At 63.4% G+C, this 20,535-nt stretch carries 16 protein-coding genes, 1 tRNA gene and 1 pseudogene; 12 read left to right on the top strand and 6 right to left on the bottom strand.

Going from position 1 to position 20,535, the window contains the following annotated elements; genetic code table 11:
- Positions 1-66 precede the first annotated feature (66 nt).
- The 4 genes from aspS (at position 67) to ACRECX_RS02350 (ending at position 3,663) form a co-directional block, all read left to right on the top strand.
- Positions 67-1,845 (top strand): aspartate--tRNA ligase, encoded by a 1,779-nt coding sequence (gene aspS, locus ACRECX_RS02365; RefSeq protein WP_431557203.1) that lies wholly within the window; start codon positions 67-69, stop codon positions 1,843-1,845.
- Positions 1,846-2,073: 228 nt separating this feature from the next.
- Positions 2,074-3,105 carry a ceramidase domain-containing protein gene (locus ACRECX_RS02360; protein WP_431557202.1) on the top strand — a complete coding sequence of 344 codons (1,032 nt, stop codon included), beginning with the start codon at positions 2,074-2,076 and terminating at the stop codon, positions 3,103-3,105.
- A 105-nt stretch (positions 3,106-3,210) separates the two neighbouring features.
- A tRNA-Leu gene (locus ACRECX_RS02355) sits at positions 3,211-3,297 on the top strand.
- A gap of 33 nt (positions 3,298-3,330) precedes the next feature.
- Positions 3,331-3,663, top strand: a complete 333-nt coding sequence (locus tag ACRECX_RS02350; protein WP_431557201.1) for a hypothetical protein — start codon at positions 3,331-3,333, stop codon at positions 3,661-3,663.
- Between the two features lie 59 nt (positions 3,664-3,722).
- On the opposite strand, the gene ACRECX_RS02345 is transcribed toward ACRECX_RS02350, so the two are convergent.
- Both ACRECX_RS02345 and ACRECX_RS02340 read right to left on the bottom strand, forming a co-directional pair.
- The gene (locus tag ACRECX_RS02345; RefSeq protein ID WP_431557200.1) at positions 3,723-8,687 is read right to left on the bottom strand and encodes a hypothetical protein; all 4,965 of its coding nucleotides are present in this window, start codon (positions 8,685-8,687) and stop codon (positions 3,723-3,725) included.
- Positions 8,688-8,847: 160 nt separating this feature from the next.
- Positions 8,848-9,657, bottom strand: a complete 810-nt coding sequence (locus ACRECX_RS02340) for a diguanylate cyclase domain-containing protein (protein ID WP_431557199.1) — start codon at positions 9,655-9,657, stop codon at positions 8,848-8,850.
- Between the two features lie 242 nt (positions 9,658-9,899).
- Between ACRECX_RS02340 and ACRECX_RS02335 the strand changes: the two genes are divergently transcribed.
- Together ACRECX_RS02335 and nhaA (ACRECX_RS02330) are read left to right on the top strand one after the other, a co-directional pair.
- Positions 9,900-12,032 (top strand): molybdopterin-containing oxidoreductase family protein, encoded by a 2,133-nt coding sequence (locus ACRECX_RS02335; RefSeq protein WP_431557198.1) that lies wholly within the window; start codon positions 9,900-9,902, stop codon positions 12,030-12,032.
- 56 nt (positions 12,033-12,088) lie between these two features.
- Positions 12,089-13,398: pseudogene (gene nhaA, locus ACRECX_RS02330) on the top strand (Na+/H+ antiporter NhaA).
- A 22-nt stretch (positions 13,399-13,420) separates the two neighbouring features.
- Here nhaA (ACRECX_RS02330) and ACRECX_RS02325 read toward each other — a convergent pair.
- Positions 13,421-13,753, bottom strand: a complete 333-nt coding sequence (locus ACRECX_RS02325) for an antibiotic biosynthesis monooxygenase family protein (RefSeq protein ID WP_431557197.1) — start codon at positions 13,751-13,753, stop codon at positions 13,421-13,423.
- 223 nt (positions 13,754-13,976) lie between these two features.
- On the opposite strand from ACRECX_RS02325, the gene ACRECX_RS02320 reads away from it, so the two are divergent.
- Both ACRECX_RS02320 and nhaA (ACRECX_RS02315) read left to right on the top strand, forming a co-directional pair.
- Positions 13,977-14,510 carry a Dps family protein gene (locus tag ACRECX_RS02320; protein ID WP_431557196.1) on the top strand — a complete coding sequence of 178 codons (534 nt, stop codon included), beginning with the start codon at positions 13,977-13,979 and terminating at the stop codon, positions 14,508-14,510.
- A 161-nt stretch (positions 14,511-14,671) separates the two neighbouring features.
- Positions 14,672-15,874 carry a Na+/H+ antiporter NhaA gene (nhaA, locus tag ACRECX_RS02315; protein ID WP_431557195.1) on the top strand — a complete coding sequence of 401 codons (1,203 nt, stop codon included), beginning with the start codon at positions 14,672-14,674 and terminating at the stop codon, positions 15,872-15,874.
- Here the strand turns inward: nhaA (ACRECX_RS02315) and ACRECX_RS02310 are convergent.
- Together ACRECX_RS02310 and ACRECX_RS02305 are read right to left on the bottom strand one after the other, a co-directional pair.
- Entirely contained in the window at positions 15,867-17,051 is a 1,185-nt protein-coding gene (locus ACRECX_RS02310) for an FAD-dependent monooxygenase (RefSeq protein ID WP_431557194.1), read from the bottom strand. The two genes, nhaA (ACRECX_RS02315) and ACRECX_RS02310, sit on opposite strands and share 8 nt — an antisense overlap.
- A 9-nt stretch (positions 17,052-17,060) precedes the next feature.
- Positions 17,061-17,324, bottom strand: a complete 264-nt coding sequence (locus ACRECX_RS02305) for a zinc-finger domain-containing protein (protein WP_431557193.1) — start codon at positions 17,322-17,324, stop codon at positions 17,061-17,063.
- Positions 17,325-17,399: 75 nt separating this feature from the next.
- On the opposite strand from ACRECX_RS02305, the gene ACRECX_RS02300 reads away from it, so the two are divergent.
- From ACRECX_RS02300 to ACRECX_RS02285, 4 genes are all read left to right on the top strand, one after another.
- Positions 17,400-18,152 carry an alpha/beta fold hydrolase gene (locus ACRECX_RS02300; protein ID WP_431557192.1) on the top strand — a complete coding sequence of 251 codons (753 nt, stop codon included), beginning with the start codon at positions 17,400-17,402 and terminating at the stop codon, positions 18,150-18,152.
- A 59-nt stretch (positions 18,153-18,211) separates the two neighbouring features.
- Positions 18,212-19,057, top strand: coding sequence for a serine O-acetyltransferase (cysE, locus tag ACRECX_RS02295; RefSeq protein WP_431557191.1), 846 nt, complete (start codon positions 18,212-18,214; stop codon positions 19,055-19,057).
- A gap of 28 nt (positions 19,058-19,085) precedes the next feature.
- Positions 19,086-19,301 carry a DUF3126 family protein gene (locus tag ACRECX_RS02290; protein ID WP_431557190.1) on the top strand — a complete coding sequence of 72 codons (216 nt, stop codon included), beginning with the start codon at positions 19,086-19,088 and terminating at the stop codon, positions 19,299-19,301.
- A gap of 107 nt (positions 19,302-19,408) precedes the next feature.
- Positions 19,409-19,720, top strand: coding sequence for a DUF6949 family protein (locus ACRECX_RS02285; protein WP_431557189.1), 312 nt, complete (start codon positions 19,409-19,411; stop codon positions 19,718-19,720).
- 132 nt (positions 19,721-19,852) lie between these two features.
- Here ACRECX_RS02285 and ACRECX_RS02280 read toward each other — a convergent pair whose 3' ends face one another.
- Positions 19,853-20,506 carry a transglutaminase-like cysteine peptidase gene (locus ACRECX_RS02280; protein WP_431557188.1) on the bottom strand — a complete coding sequence of 218 codons (654 nt, stop codon included), beginning with the start codon at positions 20,504-20,506 and terminating at the stop codon, positions 19,853-19,855.
- Between the last annotated feature and the right edge of the window lie 29 nt (positions 20,507-20,535).

The raw sequence follows: 20,535 nt of genomic DNA, 5'->3' as shown, positions 1-20,535 counted from the left end.
CGCGCTTCCCGTGCGGTGTTCCGCGGCACTGCAAAGCCCACCTTCCTGCGCCGAGCCCCCCAGCCAATGCACGCGTATCGCACCCATAATTGCGGCCAGCTCCGCACCGGGGACGTCGGCAAGACCGTCCGCCTCTCCGGCTGGGTGCATCGGGTACGCGACCATGGCGGGCTCCTATTCGTCGACCTGCGCGACCATTACGGCATTACCCAGATCGTGGCCGACCCACAGTCGCCGGTGTTCGCCGTTGCCGAGAAGCTGAAACCCGAATGGGTGGTCAAGATCGACGGCGCGGTGGTGGCGCGCACCGACGATACCATCAACCCCAGCCTGCCCACGGGCGAGGTGGAGGTCAGAGCCAAGGACCTCGAAGTCTTGTCTGAGGCGGCCGAGTTGCCGCTGCCGGTGTTCGGCGAGCCCGACTATCCCGAAGAGACGCGGCTCACATACCGCTTCCTCGATCTTCGCCGCGAGAGCCTGCACGACAACATCATGAAGCGGCAGGCGATCATCTGGTCGTTGCGCAACCGCATGCGCGAGGCCGGCTTCTTCGAGTTCCAGACGCCGATTCTGACCGCGTCCAGCCCAGAGGGCGCACGCGACTATCTGGTGCCCTCCAGAGTGCATCCCGGCAAGTTCTACGCGCTGCCCCAGGCGCCGCAGCAGTTCAAGCAGCTGATCATGGTCGCGGGTTTCGACCGCTACTTCCAGATTGCGCCGTGTTTCCGCGACGAGGACGCCCGCGCCGACCGCTCGCCCGGCGAGTTCTATCAGCTCGACCTGGAGATGAGCTTCGTCACCCAGGAGGACGTGTTCGACACCGTCGAACCGATCCTGCGCGGCCTGTTCGAGGAGTTCGGCGACGGGAAGCCAGTCACACAGAAGTTTCCGCGTATTCCGTATGCCGAGGCGATGCGCAAATACGGCACCGACAAGCCGGACCTGCGCAATCCGATCGAGATGCAGGACGTGACCGAGCACTTCCGCGGCTCGGGCTTCAAACTGTTCGCCGGCATGATCGAGATGGACGTCAACACGCGGGTCTGGGCAATCCCGGCCAAGAGCGGCGGCTCACGGGCCTTCTGCGATCGTATGAACGCCTGGGCGCAAGGAGAGGGGCAGCCGGGCCTGGGCTACATCTTCTTCCGCGACGGCGAGGGGGCAGGGCCCATTGCCAAGAATATCGGGCCTGAGCGTACCGAAACGATCCGCACGCAGCTCGGGCTCGGCGACGGCGACGCCGTGTTCTTCGTGGTCGGCCTGCCGGGCGAGTTTGCAGACTTCGCCGCGCGCGCCCGCGTCAAGATCGGCACCGAACTCGGCCTCTCCGCCACCGACCGCTTCGAGTTCTGCTGGGTGGTCGACTTCCCCATGTATGAGTGGAACGAGGACGAGGAGAAGATCGACTTCTCCCACAACCCGTTCTCCATGCCGCAGGGCGGGCTCGAGGCGCTCAATAGCATTAGACCCGAGGAGATTCTCGCCTACCAGTACGACGTGGTGTGCAACGGGGTGGAGCTGTCGTCGGGCGCCATCCGCAACCACAAGCCTGAGATCATGGAGAAGGCCTTCGCCATCGCCGGTTATCCGAAAGAGGAGCTGGAGAAGCGCTTCGGCGGCATGTTGCGCGCGTTGCAATACGGCGCGCCGCCCCATGGCGGCATCGCGCCGGGCATCGATCGCATGGTCATGCTCTTATGCGGCGAGGAGAATCTGCGCCAGGTGGTGATGTTCCCCATGAACCAGCAGGCCGAAGATCTGCTCATGGGCGCGCCGTCGGAGGTCAGCCCCAAGCAGCTGCAAGAGCTGCATATTCGGCTCGCGCTGCCCAAGCCGAAGGGCTGAACCAACTGGTAGATCGAGGCGTTCACTTGCCGGCCCCTTGGCGGCGGTCGCGGCGAATTCGCATGAGATTCATGACAATGCTGCCTTTGTGCGCGTTTCGCGTTTAACATGGGCCGCGCTCATGGACGGTGGGACATTCAAAAACAAAAGACTGGACGTTTCCGGTAGGCGGCAGGCCGGAGAGGGAGGGCCTCTTTCCTGTTTCACGGGTCGAAAGGACAAGGGACCATGACTTTTGGCGAGCACGTCTTCCTCTATTGCGAACGCGGGACCAACGCCGCGCTCTGGGCCGAGCCGATAAATGCCATTTCGAACGCAGGCTTCTTCCTTGCCGCACTCATCGCCTGGCAGGTCCTGCTATGGCGGCCGCGCGAAACGCGAAACGCGGACCATTTTCTCCTGATCGGACTCGTGTTCCTGATCGGGTTCGGCAGTCTCGCCTTTCATGTCTACGCCGATGAGGGGACGGCGCTGGCCGACGTCGTGCCGATCAGCGTTTTCATGCTCGTCTATCTCGGCTTTGCGCTGAACCGGTTCCTCGGCGTGCCGCCGGGCTGGACGGTGCTGCTCGTGATCGGCTTTGCCGCGCTCATCGCCCTCGCGGGTCAGGTCCAGTGCTGGGAGGGCGGGGTCGGCGTGGCGGGGGCCGACGTCACCGGCGCGAAGCCGTGCCTCAACGGCAGTGTAGGGTATCTACCCGCGCTCGCCGCACTGATCGTCGTCGGCATGCTGCTCGCCGAACGCCATCATCGGGCAGCGCCTTACGTCCTGTGGGCCGCGGTGGTCTTCACCGTATCGATCCTGCTCAGGTCGCTCGACATGGCGTTCTGCGATCAAGTGGTGATTGACGGGCGCAAGGTCGGGACCCATTTCATCTGGCACCTGCTCAACGCGCTGGTGCTTTTCCTGCTGCTGCGGGCGAGCTTTGAAGCCGGGGCCGCCGAATTGGTCCATGCCGAGCCGGAGCCCGAGGAGGAGGCTACTGCACCGGCCGTAGCACCAGTGGAAATGGTGCCGGCCAAGTCCGAACCGAAGGAGACACCCGAGGTCTCGTCTGCCGGCCAAGAGGCGGTGGTGAAGGCGGAAGCACCTGCGGAGCTGGCGCCGGGCGAAGAGCCGGAGGACGATGTGTCTGAGGAAGAACCGAAGGACGTGATACATGAGGCGGCGAAGGGTGAGGCCGAGCCTAAGCCCGCCGAAACCGAGACGACCGCCGGGTCAAAGAGCAAATCGAAGAAAAAGCCCTTCTTTCCGGCTTAGTGGCGTCGCCGGGGCGCTTACGGAAGTTCTCGCCTGAACAAAATGCTAGGGCGCTATCGTTAGACTTATGGTCGCGATAGCGCTCTAGTGGCTTGGCCCAAGTTCGCGGACGTGGTGGAACTGGTAGACACACAGGACTTAAAATCCTGAGGCCGAAAGGCCGTGCGGGTTCAACTCCCGCCGTCCGCACCAAGCAACACAACGGATTTACGGGGGCGCCGAAAAGTGATCGCCGAGCGTGAACCGAACCGCCCGATCGGCGGACAGAGGACATTGGAGGCTGCAATGGGCTCCGTGACCACAAGCCGGAAGTTCGACCCCTTAGATTTGGAAATGCTCGACCGCGTTTATGCGCTCGCCTGTCTTTACCTAGAGGCGGACAATTTGTGCTGTACCAGAGTAAGGGACACGGCCAAGGAGCAGGACGCGCTGCGTAAGGAGATATTCAGCTTAGCGGGCACAGGTCCGATCGATTTTGACACACTCAGCGACAAGGTGCTGGCGGGAATGGATTTGTACAAGGCTCCTGTTCCGACGAGCGAAAGCCTTGCAGCCTAAAGCCGTCTCGCAAGGCTAGTGACCACCGGCCGCCGACGTCATCTGGAGATCGCGCCCGGTCAACGAATTGTGGGCAACGCGAGGCAGCGGAATTTATTATTGCCGAGCGCCTGGAGGCTCGTTCCTTTCGGGCAGACGCAGCGGCCCTGGGCGATCTTGCCGCCCTCGCAGGTGAGCTTAGGAGGCGGCACTACGCACTCATACGCGTTCGTCCCGGTCTGCTTACGCTCGGTGCCCTTGGGACAGTAGCAGACGCCGCCGTCGACCCTGCCGCCTTTGCAGGTGATGGGCGGCGGAAGCTTCACGCATTCATAGGCGTTGGGCCCGGTCGGTTTGCGCTCGGTACCCTTCGGGCAGTAGCACACGCCCTTGTCCACCTTGCCGCCCTTGCAGATGATAGGCGGCGGAAGCTTCACGCATTCATAGGCGTTAGGCCCGGTCTGTTTGCGCTCCGTGCCTTTCGGGCAGTAGCAGACGCCGCCGTCTACCCTGCCGCCTTTGCAGGTGATAGGCGGCGGCGGCTTCACGCATTCATAGGCGTTGGGTCCGGTCTGTTTGCGCTCGGTGCCTTTCGGGCAGTAGCAGACGCCGCCGTCAACCCTGCCGCCTTTGCAGGTGATGGGCGGCGGAAGCTTCACGCATTCATAGGCATTAGGCCCGGTCTGCTTGCGCTCGGTGCCCTTCGGGCAGTAGCAGGCACCGCCGTCGACCCTGCCGCCTTTGCAGGTGATGGGCGGCGGGAGCTTCACGCAGCGGTAGGCGTAGTCGCCAACCTTCTTGCGCTCATAGCCGTTGGGGCACAGGCACTCGCCGTTCTTAACCGTGCCGCCTTCGCAGGTGGTCGGCGGCGGGAGTTTGACGCAGCGATAGGCGTGGTCGCCGACTTCCTTGCGTTCATAGCCGTTGGGGCACACGCACTCGCCGTTCTTGATCGTGCCGCCCGTGCAGGTAATCGGCGGCGGGAGGTCCACGCAGCGATAGGCATTTGGGCCGATCTTCTCGCGCTCCGTGCCCTTCGGACAGACGCAGTCGCGGCCGACGATGCTGCCGCCCACACATTCCGGTGGTGGCGGGGCCTTGGCGCAGAGGATGGTCTTGCCGCCTCTTGTGACCTCCTTGATCTCCCAGCCCTCTGCGCGCAGCCCCTCGGCCTTGCCGGGATCGACCTCAAGCCAGCCTTCGTCGCACTGCGGCGGGGGCGCCTCCGGCTCCTCCGGCTGCTCGATCATGATGGTGCTGGTGTGACGGTCGTTTTCAGGCTTGGCGTCCTTCACATGGCTATCGGGCCACAGCATTTCCTTGCGGTGGACGATGCGTTCGTGCGGGAAGTCCCCGGGGATCGCGACGGAGAGTTCGAGCTTGGCGGCGTCGCCAGGTTTCAAGGAGAGCTCGTCGGCACGGCATTCATACGCGCCATTGCCGGTGACGTTGCAAGTCATACCGGAGGTCAGCGACTTGATGCTCTCGATGGACACGGCCGGATCGAGCGTGCCCTTCAAGCCGGCGCTGCCCTTGAATAGCTTTCCGCCCCGGTTCTCGATGCTGACGTCGAGGCTGCACGTCTCGCCGAGCTTGCAGGTCGTGCCGCCAAACGGCGCAAGGTCGGCTGCCAGAACCGGTGTGTCGACACAAGCAGGGCCGTCGGTCGCGGGATCGTCGTCGCCCGTGTAGAACATAGGTCCGAAGGAGGACTCGCTCCACTCCATCGTGGCGCAGTTCGTCACGGTATCGCCGGCGACCGGGTCTGGCAGACGGACCTGCAAGGTCACCGTCTTGATCGTGCCGGCGGGAAGTTCCGGAATCAACACTAGGTCGCATCTGACCGAATCGGCCGCCGGCCCAGGCTGACAGAGCCAGCCACCCAGCGCCGCTTCGAGCGTGGCGCCGGCCGGCAGCGCGTCGATGAACGACAGGACGCCCGCGGTCCATTGCGGGCCATGATTGGTCAGGCTGACCGAGTACTCGCAAATGCCGCCCTCGTAGCACTCCGACGGTCCGGTTTTCGCGATCTCGACGTCGAAGCCGGCATCGAGGGCAGTGGGGATGCACTCGCCGTCGACCGCGTCAAGGGCGCCGGGAGGAAGATTATCATCGGGCGGCATCCCCGGTGCGCCCCATTGCAAGGTGATGCAGTTCCCCACGACATCCGGTGGCGGCATGGGCAACTGTATTGTCAGGGTAAGGCTGTGAGAGTCTCCGGGCTGCAAGACATGGGGTCCGCCGAGAAGGCTGCAATCGATTGGCACCACGGCGCCGCAGACCCACCCGGCGCTGACGCCCACGTAAGCCGAACCGGCAGGCGGGGTGTCGCGTATGACGACCTCGCCGGCGTAGTCGTCGGGGCCGTTATTGGTGACGGTGATGGCATAGTCGCAATTGCCGCCGCCATCGCAGTGCGCGGGTCCAGCCTTGGTGACCGTGAGGTCGAAGAATCCGGCTCCGTCGATGACGTCGACGCTGTGGCAGTCCTCATCCACATGGGCATCGGCGGCGCCGTCATCGGCGCCCATCGCCGCCCAGTCGATCAGCGCGCAATTCTCGACCGGAGCCCCGGCGATGCCATCGGGCAGGTGGATCAGAAGGCCGAACGCCTCGACCGCTGCTGCGGGGAGCGTGAGGACTTCGCTGGTGCAGTGAACGTCCCCATCGGTCTGCACGCAGCTCCAGCCGAGTTGATTCGCCAAAAGGGACGCACCCGCGGGCAAGGTGTCGTGTACGGCCAAGACGCCGTTGAACTCCCCTGGCCCGTGATTGGTGATCGTGACCCCGAATAGGCAATTGGCGGCCTCGCTGCATTGCGGGGGCCCGTCTTTCTGCAGGCCGAGATCGAAGCCGTCGATTACCGGCGTCTCGACGCAGTCGTAATCATCGCCGTCCCCGGGGCCGTCATCCGTGCCCATCTCGAACCAGTCGATGCCGGCGCAGTTCTTGACGTGATCTTCCGCCACATCGGCCGGTAGCAGGATCGTCAAGGTCAGGGTCGCCGACGTCGCGACATTGAGAAGTGCGGGCCCAGCGGTGACGCAGCTCACGACCGGTGCGGCGACCGCGCAGTTCCAACCTGCCGAGGCGGCGACGAGGGCGGCGTCGTCGGGCATGGTGTCATTGACTGCCAGTGGACCCACATAAGGAACCGCGCCGAGATTGGTGATCTTGACCGCGTAAACACACGTGACGCCTTCTTGGCAGAGGGCCGGTCCCGTTTTCTCGATGGCGAGATTGGTCTCCAGCAATGGCGGTGGCGGCTCCGGCCAGCCATCAGGCGGCAAGGGTGCCGGGTCCCAGCCCTCCGGTGGCGCTCCCGGGTAAGGTTCGACAGGCGCCTCTGCGACCGGCCACTCGACCGGCGGGATGGCTTCGCCGGGCAAACCTTCGGCTGGGATCGTCTGATAGACGACGACATCGCCGATCCGCGTGGAGTCGCTCTGGTCCGGCGCACCCGCGCCGAGTTCGATGATGAAAGACTGATCCGGGCCGGTCGGAGGCGTAATTGGGCCGGGGGCAGGGTAGGGCTGGAATGCAGTGACGGGTTCGAGCGCCTCATAGGGCCGCGCGGCGCGTCCCTCGAGCCCGTCGACCGGCGCGGCATTGGTGTGATCGTTCGCCTCGGGATCGAAGCAGGCCCCCTGCGGCGAGCACAGTCCATCGCCGGTCATCCAGACAAAGGCGTCGGGTTTGGCCGGATTGATGTTCCAGCCATCGTCGTAGCCCATGCCGAAGCTGACACCGCCGGCAGCGCTGCCGCGGAGGTAAGGCGGGCCCGCTTCGCTGCGGTCGTAATAGCCGACGTCGTAGCGCCCGGCGCCGCGCCAGAAGCCTTGGTCGGTGAGCTCGTAGCGAAGGACGCGCGCCTCGTGGGGATAGGCGAAGGCGTCTTCCGCCGCGAGGCCGAGATTACGCACGCCGCCCCGCTCGGCGAGCAGCATCGCATCCTGGTCGCCGGACGCTGGAAAGGCGATATCTGCGACAGGATGGCTGCGCCCAGCGCGGGCGATGGCCTCTGGCGAGCGGAAGAAGTCGGGCAGGAAGAACTCCCGGCGCGCACTCGTTGTGTCGAACGTGCCGTCCTCTTTGATGCGAACCGACCAGATCGAGTTGCGCTGGTCGTCCTCGCCGGCAGCATAGTCGGGGTTGCCAAACCCTTGGCTGCCCCAGACCGCGTAATGGAGCCTCACCTGCTCGGTTGCGGGATCGCGGCGCACGCCCACGCCCCAGACGCGGCGGCGGAAGTCGGCGAAGTTCCAGCAAGACGGCGTGCGTGAAAAGTCGCCGCTCGGGCAGTCGGCGACCTTCGCGGCCGAAGCCGGATCGAAGGGAACAGTCGGCAGCGATCGAAACTCTCCCTGGGAGAGCCCAGACCCCGCAAGATCGAAGAAGACGGCACGTCCGTCGACGCCATGGTCGTAGTGGCCGAGATCGGCGCCATCCGAGGCGCGCAGCCGGTAGATCATGCCGGTCTCGAGATCCGACACGTAGAACTGTTTGTTCCATCGATCGAAGGCGATGTTGCCGAGCGCGGCCCCCGTATTGGTGCGCCCGTCCAGTTTTATGTCTGCGAAGGTCTCAGGCTGATAGTTGTTGGCCGCGTCGAGCTTCCAGACAGTGCCGGGACCGCCGTCGGGTGCTCCCCACATGCCGGCCATCCAATCGGTATTGTCCGGGTTGCGATGGAGCCCGAACGCCGATGTTGCGGTCATATAGATATTGGGCGGATCGGCGTCGTCGAGGGTGACGCCGAACACCTGACCGACTTGCCCGGCCGTGACCGCGGTATGTTGCGGGACGTCTTTCCAGTTGGCGCCGAGAGGAGCAGCGCTTGGACGGCGAAGATCGACGATGCTGCCGACGGCGCCGTCAATGTCGATGACCTTGCGGCCGTCCTGTTGGCTGGTGCCGGAGAAGCCCGTAACGACCGCTTCGCCGGGCTCGATCGCGCCTTGGGCGAGGACTTTTTGGGGCGGCAAGGCGAGCGCCGCGACGAGCAGCGAGAGCCCAAACCAGAAGTGTGGCGACAATCGGCCCATGACGCTCGATGGACCCCGTGAGGCTGCTCCGCCTTGACTGAAAATCAGTATACCCCTCTGCGGCTGGTTCAGCCATGCTGGAGCGACGGCCGGCGGAGAAATTTCCGCGGCGTGCTTTCTTGCCGTTTAACTCAACGGGTTCCGTACGCGAGGCAATGGATTAAGCGATTTGCCGTTTTTGGCTCATGACCGGCTCGAAGAACATGAGCGAGTTTTGCCGCTCTTTTGCGCGGTACATGGCAATGTCGGCATGGTGTAGGACTCCCTCGGCGGTTACGCCGTCGTCGGGGATGAGCGCGACGCCGATGGACATGCCGACTTTGTGAGCATGGCCGCCCGCCTGGATCTTGCTGTTCAAGGTTTCGAGCAGGCGCATGCCGATCTCGTGAGCGGTCTCCCGGTCGACGTCGTAGGACAGGACGGCGAACTCGTCGCCGCCGAGCCGCGATACGATATCGCTCGGGCGCGATGCGGCCTGGAAGCGGCTGGCAATGACCTCCAGAACTTCATCGCCGACCGAATGACCGTAATGGTCGTTGACTCGCTTGAAACCGTCGAGGTCGATCAGAAACAGGGCGTGTTGGGCGCCTTTGGATTTGGTCGCAGCGCCCAGCGCCGACAGCAAAGCGCGGCGATTGAGCAGCCCGGTCAGGGGATCCTGCATGGCCAATGCGGTGAGCTCGCGCACCTCCGTTTCGGCGGATGCCTTGAGCGCGATATCGCGTTTTAGGTCGTGCAACCGGCGAACGATGAACATGAAGATGCTGGCCCCCAGCAACGTCGTGAGGAAAATTGCCTCAGCCAGCGAAAGCTGGCGCTCTTCCGCGCTGAGCTCCTGAATGAAATAGAAGAGGTCGTATTGGAGGGCGAGCAGAAGCGCGACGATCATTAGGCAGAACAGAAGCAAGGCGTCCTGCAGGCTCGCCCGCGGATTGGCGGCAATCGCTCTGATAAGCATACTGGCAGTCATGAGATCCACAATTTTCTCGTCGGCGACGGGCGGCAGCCTAATTCGAAGGCCTCTAGGAAATGTAAATCGGAGTTTGAATGTCCTGGCAGTAACTTGCGCAAATTTCTGAATGGGGTTTCCTGCCAGCGCACCGGCGCTGCCAAGCGAAATTCACCCGAATCGACAACAGGCCCGGACCCACGTACCTTGATCTGGATCAGCGGCCGCCAAAGAGCCGCGGAAGAGATCGGGAGGAGCCGGGTATGAACGAACTACCAGCACGCACGACGTTTTTCGGGGCATGTCCCCATGACTGCCCTGATACGTGCGCCATGATCTACGAGGTCAAGGACGGCAAGCTCGTCGAGGTGCGAGGCAACAAAGAGCACCCCATGACGCGCGGCGGGCTGTGCGTGAAGCTCAAAGACTTTCACGACCATCACGCCAATCCCGACAGGCTGATTTACCCGCTGCGCCGCACAGGGCCGAAAGGCTCAAAGCAGTTCGAGCGCATCTCCTGGGACGAGGCGATCGCCGAAATCGGCCGGCGCTGGCGCGAGATCATCGCTGCCTATGGCAGCCAGGCGATCATGCCCTATTCCTATCTCGGCAATATGGGCCTCGTGCAGGGCATCAATTCGGGCGATCCGTTCTTCAACCGTCTCGGTACGACGGTGAACGAGAAAACTTTTTGTGCGTCGGGTTCGTCGACCGCCTGGCTCTTGACCGTCGGCCCGACCGGCGGCGTGGACCCGGAAAGCTTCGTGCATTCCCGATTCATCGTCCTCTGGGCTTGCAACTCGATCTCGACCAATCTGCATCATTGGCCGTTCGTGCTCGAAGCGCAGAAGCGCGGCGCCAAGATCGTGGTGATCGACAGCTATCGCTCGCGCACCGCCAAAGCGGCGGACTGGCATATCTGCCCGCGGCCGGGAACCGACGGCGCCTTAGCGATGGGCTTCATCAACTCCATCATCGAGAAGGGACTCGTCGATCGAGACTATGTCGAGCAGCACACGCACGGCTTCGAGGAACTGAAGGCGCGTGCGGCCGAATTCACACCCGAGTATGTGGAGAACATTACCGGCGTTAAGGCGGCGGACGTCGCCCAATTCGCGCGCGAGTTCGCCACCATTCAGCCGTCGGTGATCCGCCTTGGCGTCGCGCTCGAACGGCACGCGGGAGGCGGACAGACCATTCGTGCAGTGTGCGCACTGCCGGCGCTGGTCGGGTCATGGCGGCATGTCGGCGGCGGCCTGTTGCAAATGCCGCTTTGGGACTTCCCCGTAGACTGGATGAAGGTGTCGCGCGGCGATTGGGTCAAGCCTGGCACGCGGGCGATCAACAATCTCAAACTCGGCGCGGCGCTGACCGGCGAAATGAAGCTCGATCCGCCGCTCAAGAGCCTGTTCGTGTTTTGCACCAACCCAGTGAGCCAGGCGCCCGAGACCAACAAGATCGTCAAGGGATTGCAACGCGAGGACCTGTTCACCGTGGTGGCCGAGCACTTCCTCACCGATACGGCAAAATATGCCGACATCGTGCTTCCCGCCGCCATGGCGGGAGAGGCAGAGGACATGATGTGGTCGTGGGGGCATTTCTACTTCACGTACAATCAGAAGGCTGTCGACCCGCCCGGGGAGTGCAAGCCGACCAGCGACATGTGGCGGCTGCTCGCCGAGGAGATGGGCTTCGATGATCCGGTCTTCAAAATGACCGACAGCGAGCTCGCCGCTCATTACATCAACTGGGACGACCCCAAGATGGGCGGCGTTGACATGGAGCATTTCAAGACGCACGGCTACTACAAGATCGATGTCGGTGCCGCCGACACGCGTGCGCCGCACAAGGATGGCAAGTTTCCGACACCTTCAGGCAAGGTCGAGTTCCTGCTGCACGACGCCAAGAATTTCGTCGCCGGACCGTTCCGCGCCATGCATGAGGGTGACCAGGACGGGTCGCCCGTCGATCCACTGCCGGGCTATGTTCCAAACCGCGAAGCGCCGGAGACGAACCCCGAGCGCGCCAAGCTCTATCCGCTCAGCATCATCTCGCCGAAGAGCCACGGTTTCCTCAACTCCTGCTATGCCAACGAGAAGCACAAAATCAAAGGCCAGGGCGAGCAGTTCGTGCTGATCAGCCCGAAGGATGCCACGGCGCGTGCGATCCGCGATGGCGATCCCGTGCGCGTCTATAACGACCGCGGCGACTTCGAAGGCGTGGCCAAGGTAACAGACGACGTCAATGCGGGTATCGTCGTGGCAACTCTCGGCTATTGGCGGAGCCTCAACCGCTCGGACGGGTCGGTAAACTCGATCTCCTCGGACGCGCATTGCGGGCTCGGCCGTGCGCCGACGTTCTCCGACAATCTCGTCCAGGTGGTTCGGGTGAACTAAGCCGCGCTCTGCCGGCATCGTAGGGAGCTTATTGGGCTGCAAGGCCCGGAGTTTGCATGAGCCAGTCAGAGACTCCGCGCCCGGCGTTTCCGAGCGAGCCGATCGATCGGCTGGTAACGCCGTTTCAGCGGTTCATCCATACCGAGGCAGCGGGTGGCGCCGTACTTCTTCTTGCGGCAATTGCCGCGCTCGTCATTGCCAATTCTCCGTTCGGACCGGCTTTCGAAGCGTTCTGGTCCACGAACGTGGGGCTGCGTATCGGCGGTTTCTCCTGGGACTACTCGTTGCGTCATTGGGTCAACGACGGATTGGTGACGCTGTTCTTCTTCGTCGTCGGCCTCGAGATCAAACGCGAGCTGGTGAGCGGCGAGTTGAGCAAGCGGGGCGCTGCCACGCTGCCGTTCGCCGCAGCAATCGGCGGCATGCTCGTGCCCGCGGCGGTCTATCTTGCCTTGGTCTCCGATGCGCCCCAGGGGTGGGGGGTGGTGATGGCCACCGACATTGCCTTCGTCGTCGGTTGCATGGCGCTTCTTGGGAAACGCGTTCCCGACAGCCTCCGGATTTTTGTGCTGGCTCTCGCTATCATCGACGATATCGGTGCGATATTGGTGATCGGCATAGGCTATAGCCACGGCTTCCATCTTCTTCCGTTTGTCGCGGCGCTCCTCGGTCTTGGGGTGACGGCGCTGATGCAGTGGCTCGGCGTGCGGCCGGTGGTGGCCTACTGGGTCGTCGGAATTTTCATTTGGGCGGCCCTTCACGAGTCGGGAATCCATCCCACCATCGCAGGTGTTGCGCTGGGGCTGCTCACGCCAACCAGGTCTTGGGTGGACGAAACCCGGCTTGAACAGTTCCTGGCGTGGGCGCGACAGGCCGCTGGACCCTCCGAGGTCCCTTCCGCGCACAAATCGGAGTCCTTGCGCCGGGCGATTGCCAGGGCGGCGCGTGAAAGCATCTCGCCGCAACGCCGGCTCGAGAACAGTGTGCATCCCTGGTCGCCTTCGTGGTGCTTCCACTTTTTGCCCTGGCGAACGCCGGCGTGGCGATTACTGCCGTCGACATCTTCGATGCCATTACCCTTGGCGTCATCGCCGGCCTGGTCATCGGCAAGCCGGTCGGCATACTCGCGTTCTCATGGCTGGCGGTGGTGGTCGGAGTAGCCCGGAAGCTTCGGGATGTTGGCTGGTTTCAGGTGCTCGGCGCCGGAATGCTCGCCGGCATCGGTTTCACCATGGCGATCTTCATTGCGAATCTTGCGTTCGAGGGAAATGCGCTGGAATCGGCGAAGTTCGGCATTTTGCTTGCGTCGCTTTTCGCCGGTGTGGTCGGTACGGCCCTCCTCTTCATGTTGCGGAAAAGGACATGACCTGCGGCCCAACCGCGGCGGCCTAAACCACCGAGACACCCTTTGCCGTCACCTCTTGTAAGACAGTGAAGCCCTCGAATTCGGGATGCCCGAGATAGAGCGGCTTGTTGCCCCCGGCGCTGGCATGCGCCTTGCGGAAGGCTTCCGACCGCGTCCACGCCTCGAAGGCGGCCTGCGAGCGCCACAGGCTATGGGAGGCGTAGAGCACATGGTCGTCGCGCTCCGGCCCTTTCAACAGATGAAACTCGATAAAGCCCGGCACGTCCTCGAGATGCGTCTCGCGTGTAAGCCAGACCTGCTCGAAATCGCGCTCTGCCCCGTTTTTGACTTTGAACCGGTTCATGGCGATGAACATGAGGTACTCCGCTTTTAAGGGGTTCGCCGGGACCATAGCGAACGCCGCCGTCCTCGCGTAGCTCTTTCGAAACAACGCTTAAGGGCCTGCCAATTCTGACTTGGCTCAAGGCGTGACAAGGCGTCTCAGGCATCTAAGGCTGCTGGCCGTTGCGATGTCCGCTCCCCATTTCTAGCCACGAGGTACGACGCTTCCGCTGCAGAAGTCCAAGGAGGTCCCATACATGAACAAGCAAATGACCGCCAAAGAGCGCCAAAAGGTCAAACTCGATACGCCCACCGATCTCGGCTCCAATGCCACCCGCGATATCTCCGGCGCGCTCAACGCGCTCCTTGCCGATGTGTTCGCGCTCTACATGAAGACCAAGAATTTTCATTGGCATGTGAGTGGGCCGCATTTCCGCGGCTACCACCTGCTGTTCGACGAGCAGGGCGATCAGCTGTTCGCCATGACCGACGAGATTGCGGAGCGGGTGCGCAAGATTGGCGGCACGACGCTGCATTCCATCGGCAATATTGTCCGGCTTCAGCGCATTAGCGACAATGATGCGGACTATGTGGATCCGCTCGATATGTTGGCGGAGCTTCGCGAGGACAACCAGACGCTGATCGCAAGCATGCGCCAGGTGCATGAGCTGTGTGACGAGGAAAACGACGTGGCCACCGCGAGCCTCATCGAGAACTGGATCGACGAGGCCGAGAAGCGCGTCTGGTTTCTGTTCGAGACGAGTCGCCGCGGCGATCCAAGCGGCCACTAGGGGTCGTCGTCGGCGCCAGAACGGGTTGAAAAAGCCGCCGCTCGGGCCTGAGCGGCGGCTTTTTTGTGTCTCCGGGTATGCGATGAAACAGCGCGGACGCATTTGCCTTTGGGCACGCGGCCTGTATAGGAACGGGGTCCGCAAAGCCCTCCCAGTTCCCCATGCCCTTCCGCAGAGCGCGATCAATCTTCCAACGTTTCGCCCAGTCCGAAGCTTCCGGCGGACTCGTGCTCATGGTCAGTGCGGCGCTCGGGATGATCGTTGCCAACTCGGTCTTTGCCGCCGACTACGATCATATCCTGCATACCAAAGTTGGCGGACTTTCGATCCTGCATTGGATCAATGACGGGCTGATGGCGGTGTTCTTCCTCTTGGTCGGGCTCGAGATCAAGCGCGAGATGCTCGTGGGGGAGTTGAATAGCTGGCCGCGCCGCGCGCTGCCCCTCATTGCCGCGATTGGCGGCATGATTGCGCCCGCCTTAATCTTCTTCGCCATCAACTATGAGACACCCGAGACGTGGCGGGGATGGGCGGTGCCGACGGCCACGGACATTGCGTTCGCCCTCGGGGTCCTATCGCTGTTCGGCTCACGTATTCCAAATTCACTCAAGGTCTTCCTTACTTCTCTTGCAATCATGGATGACCTTGGCGCCATCCTCATCATTGCCGTGTTCTATGCCTCGGACCTCTCGATGCAGGCGCTCGGGGTCGCGGCACTCGCGACGGCCGTGCTCACCGTGTTCAACTGGTTCGGCGTCAACCGGCTGTTCCCTTACATAGCCGTTGGTGCCGCGCTGTGGGCGGCCATGCTGTTTTCTGGCATTCACGCCACCTTGGCCGGCGTGGTTCTGGCGATGACCATCCCCCTTGGCGTCGCCGGGATGGGGCGCGGCGGAGGCGGCGGGCATCTCGGCGACATTGGTGGATCGCCGCTCTACCGTCTCGAGCACGCGCTTGCTTTATGGGTCGCGTTCCTCATCGTGCCGGTGTTCGGGTTCGCCAACGCGGGCGTCTCCCTCGCTGGCGTGACCGTAGACATGCTGCTTGCGCCGCTGTCGCTCGGCATTGTGCTCGGCCTCTTCGTGGGCAAGCAGCTGGGCATCATGGCCTTTGTGGTGGCCTCCCATCGGCTGGGCTTGGTGCAGCTGCCGGCGCAGGCCTCCTGGCGCGAGATTTATGGGGTCGCCATCCTATGCGGTATCGGCTTCACCATGAGCCTGTTCATCGGCTTGCTCGCGTTCAGTGACGCGGAGCATATCGCCATGACCAAGCTCGCTGTGCTCACCGGCTCGCTGCTGTCGACCTTCGTCGGCGCCGCCGTGCTGTTGTGGCCGCAGCGCCGCCGCGAAGTGCCGGTCAACTGAGCGTCCTTTCGCCGTAGAGCCAGTCGAGCCGATCGAGCGCCGTCGTGGCGTCCCGGCGTGCGAGCGCGAAGTTGCGCGCGAGACGCGCGGGGCCGCGCAAATGATAGAGCCAACCAAAGCGGCGAGAGACGCGCTGCACCCGCGTCGTGCGACGGCGGCGCAGGGTTTCGTATCCGAGGAAGGCTTCGGCCGCGTTATCCCGGTTGGCGGCGAGGCTTGCGGCAAGCGCTACCGCATCCTCGATGGCAAGGGCCGCGCCTTGCGCCAGGAAAGGCAGCACGGGATGGGCGGCATCGCCGAGGAGCGTCGTCGGCCCGCGGCTCCAATGGCCGAGCGGGCGAAGGCGATAGAGCGACCAGAGCCGCCAGCCCTCGGCCTGTTCGAGCAATGATTTCGAGTCCTTGCACCAGTGTGTGAATCCGGCACGCAAAGCGTCCGGATCGGCGGCTTGGTTCCAGCCTTGAGTCTCGCTGCCGCTATCGATCACGGCCACGACGTTCAGCGCCTTGCCGCCACGGACGGGGTAGTGGACGAGATGTGATCCGGGTCCGAGCCATAGCCCGACAATTGGTTCGCCGAAGACGCCCTGGAGGCCGTTCACCGAAAGCAGGGCGCGACATGCGGTTCCGCCGGTAAAACGCAACCGCGCGTCGGGAGCGATCCATTTGCGCGCTGCTGACCACAGGCCGTCGGCGCCGACGAGGCTCGATCCTTCGATGCTGCTGCCGCCCGCGGTCCCCACTGCCACGGTCTCCTCATCCGCCTCGAACCGCGCGATCTCGAAGTTCGGCCGGATCTCGACCAGTGCGAGCTGCCGCGCAACCGCGAGCAGAGCCGCATGAAGGTCGGCGCGGTGGAGAGTGAGATAGGGGGCGCCATAGTGTTCTTCAGCTTCAGGCCCGAGTGGGACTATGGCGAGACGGCGCCCGGAGAGGCCATCGAACACCCAGACGGCTTCAGGCTCGAACGCGGCCTGCTCGATCGCGTCCAAGACGCCGAGCGCGCGGAGCAGTCGCGTGGCGTTCGGCCCAAGTTGAATGCCGGCCCCGGTTTCCTCGGCGAAGGACGAGCGCTCGAGGACGGTCGTTTCGATCCCGTAGCGCGCGAGGGCGATCGATGCCGACAGTCCGCCGATGCCGCCGCCGGCGATAAGAACGCGCCGCTGGGGCTTCGCCATCGACGCGCGTCAGGCTGCGGGCGGGCCTGGCGGGGCGGTCGCGACGTAGACGCACCCTTCGGGCTCGCTCTCAGTGGCCTTGAGTCCACCATCGAATTCGAACAGCGTTGAGCAATAGGGGCAGACGATTTCCTGGTCGTGCCCCATATCGAGATAGACGTGCGGGTGATCGTAAGGCGGCGCGGCTCCCATGCATTGGAATTCCTTGACGCCGATCTTGATCCGGTCGACGCCTATGTCATTCACCAAGTGTGGCACGAGGGTTTGAGTCATGATGTCGGTTCGCGGTCGCTTGGACGGGATTTCGTGGGCAGCATAGTGACCCTTGAGCCAAAGCGGTAGGCGAGAATGCAGAGCTTCGATTCAGATGGCGTGCGGATCGCCTATATGGACGAGGGGGAGGGCGAGCCGATCCTTCTCATCCACGGCTTCGCCTCCAACGTCCTCACCAACTGGATCGACCCGCGTTGGGTGCGCGCGCTCAAGGAATCCGGCCGGCGGGTCATTGCCTACGACAATCGCGGGCACGGGCAAAGCGAGAAGCTTTACGATCCGAGCCTCTATGGAGCGCCGACAATGGCGGAGGACGCGCGCCGGCTGCTCGACCATCTCGGCATCGACCGGGTCGACGTGCTCGGCTATTCCATGGGCGCCCGCATTGCCGCGTTCCTCGTGTTCGCGCATCCGGAGCGGGTGAGGAGCGTCGTGTTCGGCGGCCTCGGCATCAACATGGTGCGCGGGATGGTGGGCACCGGGCCGCTTGCCCGCGCTCTTGAAGCGCCTCGCATCGAGGACGTGACCAACGAGACGGCGCGTAGCTTCAGGGCGTTTGCTGAACAGACCAAGAGCGACTTGAAGGCGCTCGCTGCCTGCATGCGCGGGCCGCGCGAGAAGGTCGACGCGGACCAACTCAGCCGAATCTCCGTGCCAATTCTGGTGGCGGTCGGTAGCGAGGATGTCATCGGCGGGTCGGGCGCGGAGCTTGCAGCCCTGATTCCCGGCGCCAAATTTCTGGACATCGCCGGCCGCGATCATATGAAAGCCGTGGGAGATGCGCGTTTCAAGCAGGGCGTGCTCGACTTTTTAACTTCGCGTGCTTAGGTCTTTGACTGGTAGACTAGTGCCCCCCGACCCTGCTAGGGGGGCGAAGTGAGGTAGCTATGAACAAGCCCGGGGTGGCGGCAGAGCCGCGGATCAAAGCTTACGACCCCGTCTGGAGTCAGGTGCGGCGCGAGGCCGAGGAGATCAGCGCGGCGGAGCCTGCGCTCGGCGGCTTCATCTACGCAACGGTATTGAGTCACGACCGTCTCGAAGACGCCGTGTGCCATCGCCTTGCGCGCCGCTTGCAGCATGCGGCCCTCGATGCCGGCCTGATGCACAAGACGTTTCACGAGGTGCTGGAGGCGGAGCCGTCGCTCGGCGATGCGTTCCGCGCCGATCTCATGGCCGTGGCCAAGCGCGATCCGGCCACCGCCCGGCTGATCGAGCCGCTGCTCTACTTCAAAGGTTTCCACGCGCTTGAGACGTATCGCATCGCGCATTGGCTGTGGAAGGCGGGCCGTGAGGACTTCGCGCTCTATTTACAAAGCCTGACCTCGCGGTTCCTGCAAGTGGACATCCACCCGGCGGCGAGGATCGGCAGAGGCATCATGCTGGACCACGCCACGGGTATCGTCATCGGTGAGACCGCGGTGATCGGCGACAATTGCTCGCTCCTGCACGGCGTCACGCTCGGCGGCTCCGGCAACGAGCAGGGCGACCGCCATCCCAAGATTGGCCGTGGCGTCATGATTGGCGCCGGCGCCAAGATCCTCGGCAATATCTCTGTCGGTGATTGCGCCCGCATTGCCGCGGGCAGCGTCGTGCTCAAGGATGTGGCGTCGAAGCGGACCGTGGCTGGCGTGCCTGCCCGCGAAATCGGGGTCGCCGGCTGCGAGGAGCCCGCATTGACAATGGACCAGTTCTTCTCAGGCGATGACCAAGCCGCCACTGGGGATAAGACGTGAGCCGGCTCGCGGCTCCGAGGGGGTAGCATTGACACGCGACGAGATACTCAAGCTGGAGCACTATCTCAAGAAGACGTTCCGTCTGCCGGCCATCCAGGTCCGGCAGCGGCCGCAGAAGGAGGACTCCGCCGAGGTCTATATCGGCGAGGAATTCATCGGCGTCCTGTTCCGCGACGATGAGGATGAGGGCGAGACGGCCTACCAATTCCAGATGGCGATTCTCGACTACGACCTCCAGAACTGACGGTCTCCGTGCCGCAGCGGCACGGGCGTTAACCAGTCCTTAAGAATTCACGCAAAGGGCAAGGCGCCTCTCGCTAGAGTGCTCGGGAAAGCACGGCGAGGGGCCCAATGCTGTCCGTAGCACTCTATCTCTACGTTATGGCCGTCGGCTTCGTTATGGCCGGCGTGCTGGCGAGCTTCGTCCAGCTCGTCTCCGGCGAGCCGATGCGGTTCAACCTCGAACCGAAGTCGATCCTTGCTTCGCTCGGCGGTGTCCTTTTACGCGTGCTGGCGGGACCTGCCATCCTCATGCGCAATGCCTGGCGGGGGATGCGGGTCGAGGCGCGGCCGAGGGTCTGGTTCGGCGTGTCTCTCGCCATCGCCGCCGTATGGAGCCTGTTCTCCGGCGCCTTGTTGATCGATCTCATTCTGAAGCTCTAGGACCAAGCCCCGAAAAAAAGGAGCCGGTCTCTTGCGAGACCGGCTCTAGGAAAGGCCCGGTTGGGTCGGGGATGGGTGGGGGATGTCACCGGGCCTTTAAACTTGGGTCCCGCGGGCGGGATCGAATTCTCCTTAATTCCGGTTCGAGGCTGAGAGCGCTGGTTGCGGCTCCAGATTCGGCGGCAGGAGCGAGATCCAAACCAAGGGATTGTGCGCCGATTGCTGCTTGACGAAGGTGTAGGGCGTGTCGGCCCACGCCATGACGTCGGGCTGCTTGTTGTCGAGGACGAAGTCGCCGCGATCGGTGCGGACGGTCAGCACGGCATGACCTTCGTTGTTTTCGTCGCGTACGACGGTGATGAGAAGCGTGCTCTCGGGCCAGCCGCGCTCGATCAGCATGCGGCGCTTGAGCAGGACATAATCCTCGCAGTCGCCCTTGCCCTCGGCGGGATAGGCCCACTGCTCCACCTTGCCGTAGAGCTCAAGGTCCGTGATCGGCGCAACTGCGTCATTGACCCGTTTGTTGACTTCCGCGAGCTGGTCGAACCTTGTGGCCTTCAATTGAACCAGGTCGGCGAAGCGCGGAGACGGGCGGCATTCGGCCCCATTTTCCCGGCAAAAGTTCACGTAGCCGATAGGCGGCAAGGTATCGCCGAACGATTGCAGGAACGCGATCTTCTGCGGCTCAAGCTGCGGCTTGAGGCTGATCGCATGATTATTGGTGGCGTCCGCCGGTAACGACGAAATAAACATCAGAAACGCGGACCCTAGAACAAACTGTTTCATTACACCCCCCTGTTGTTGGGAGGCACTAT

This window comes from Methyloceanibacter sp., from assembly GCF_050726195.1.
Classification (GTDB): domain Bacteria; phylum Pseudomonadota; class Alphaproteobacteria; order Rhizobiales; family Methyloligellaceae; genus Methyloceanibacter.
This window is presented reverse-complemented; position numbering and strand designations above follow the sequence as displayed.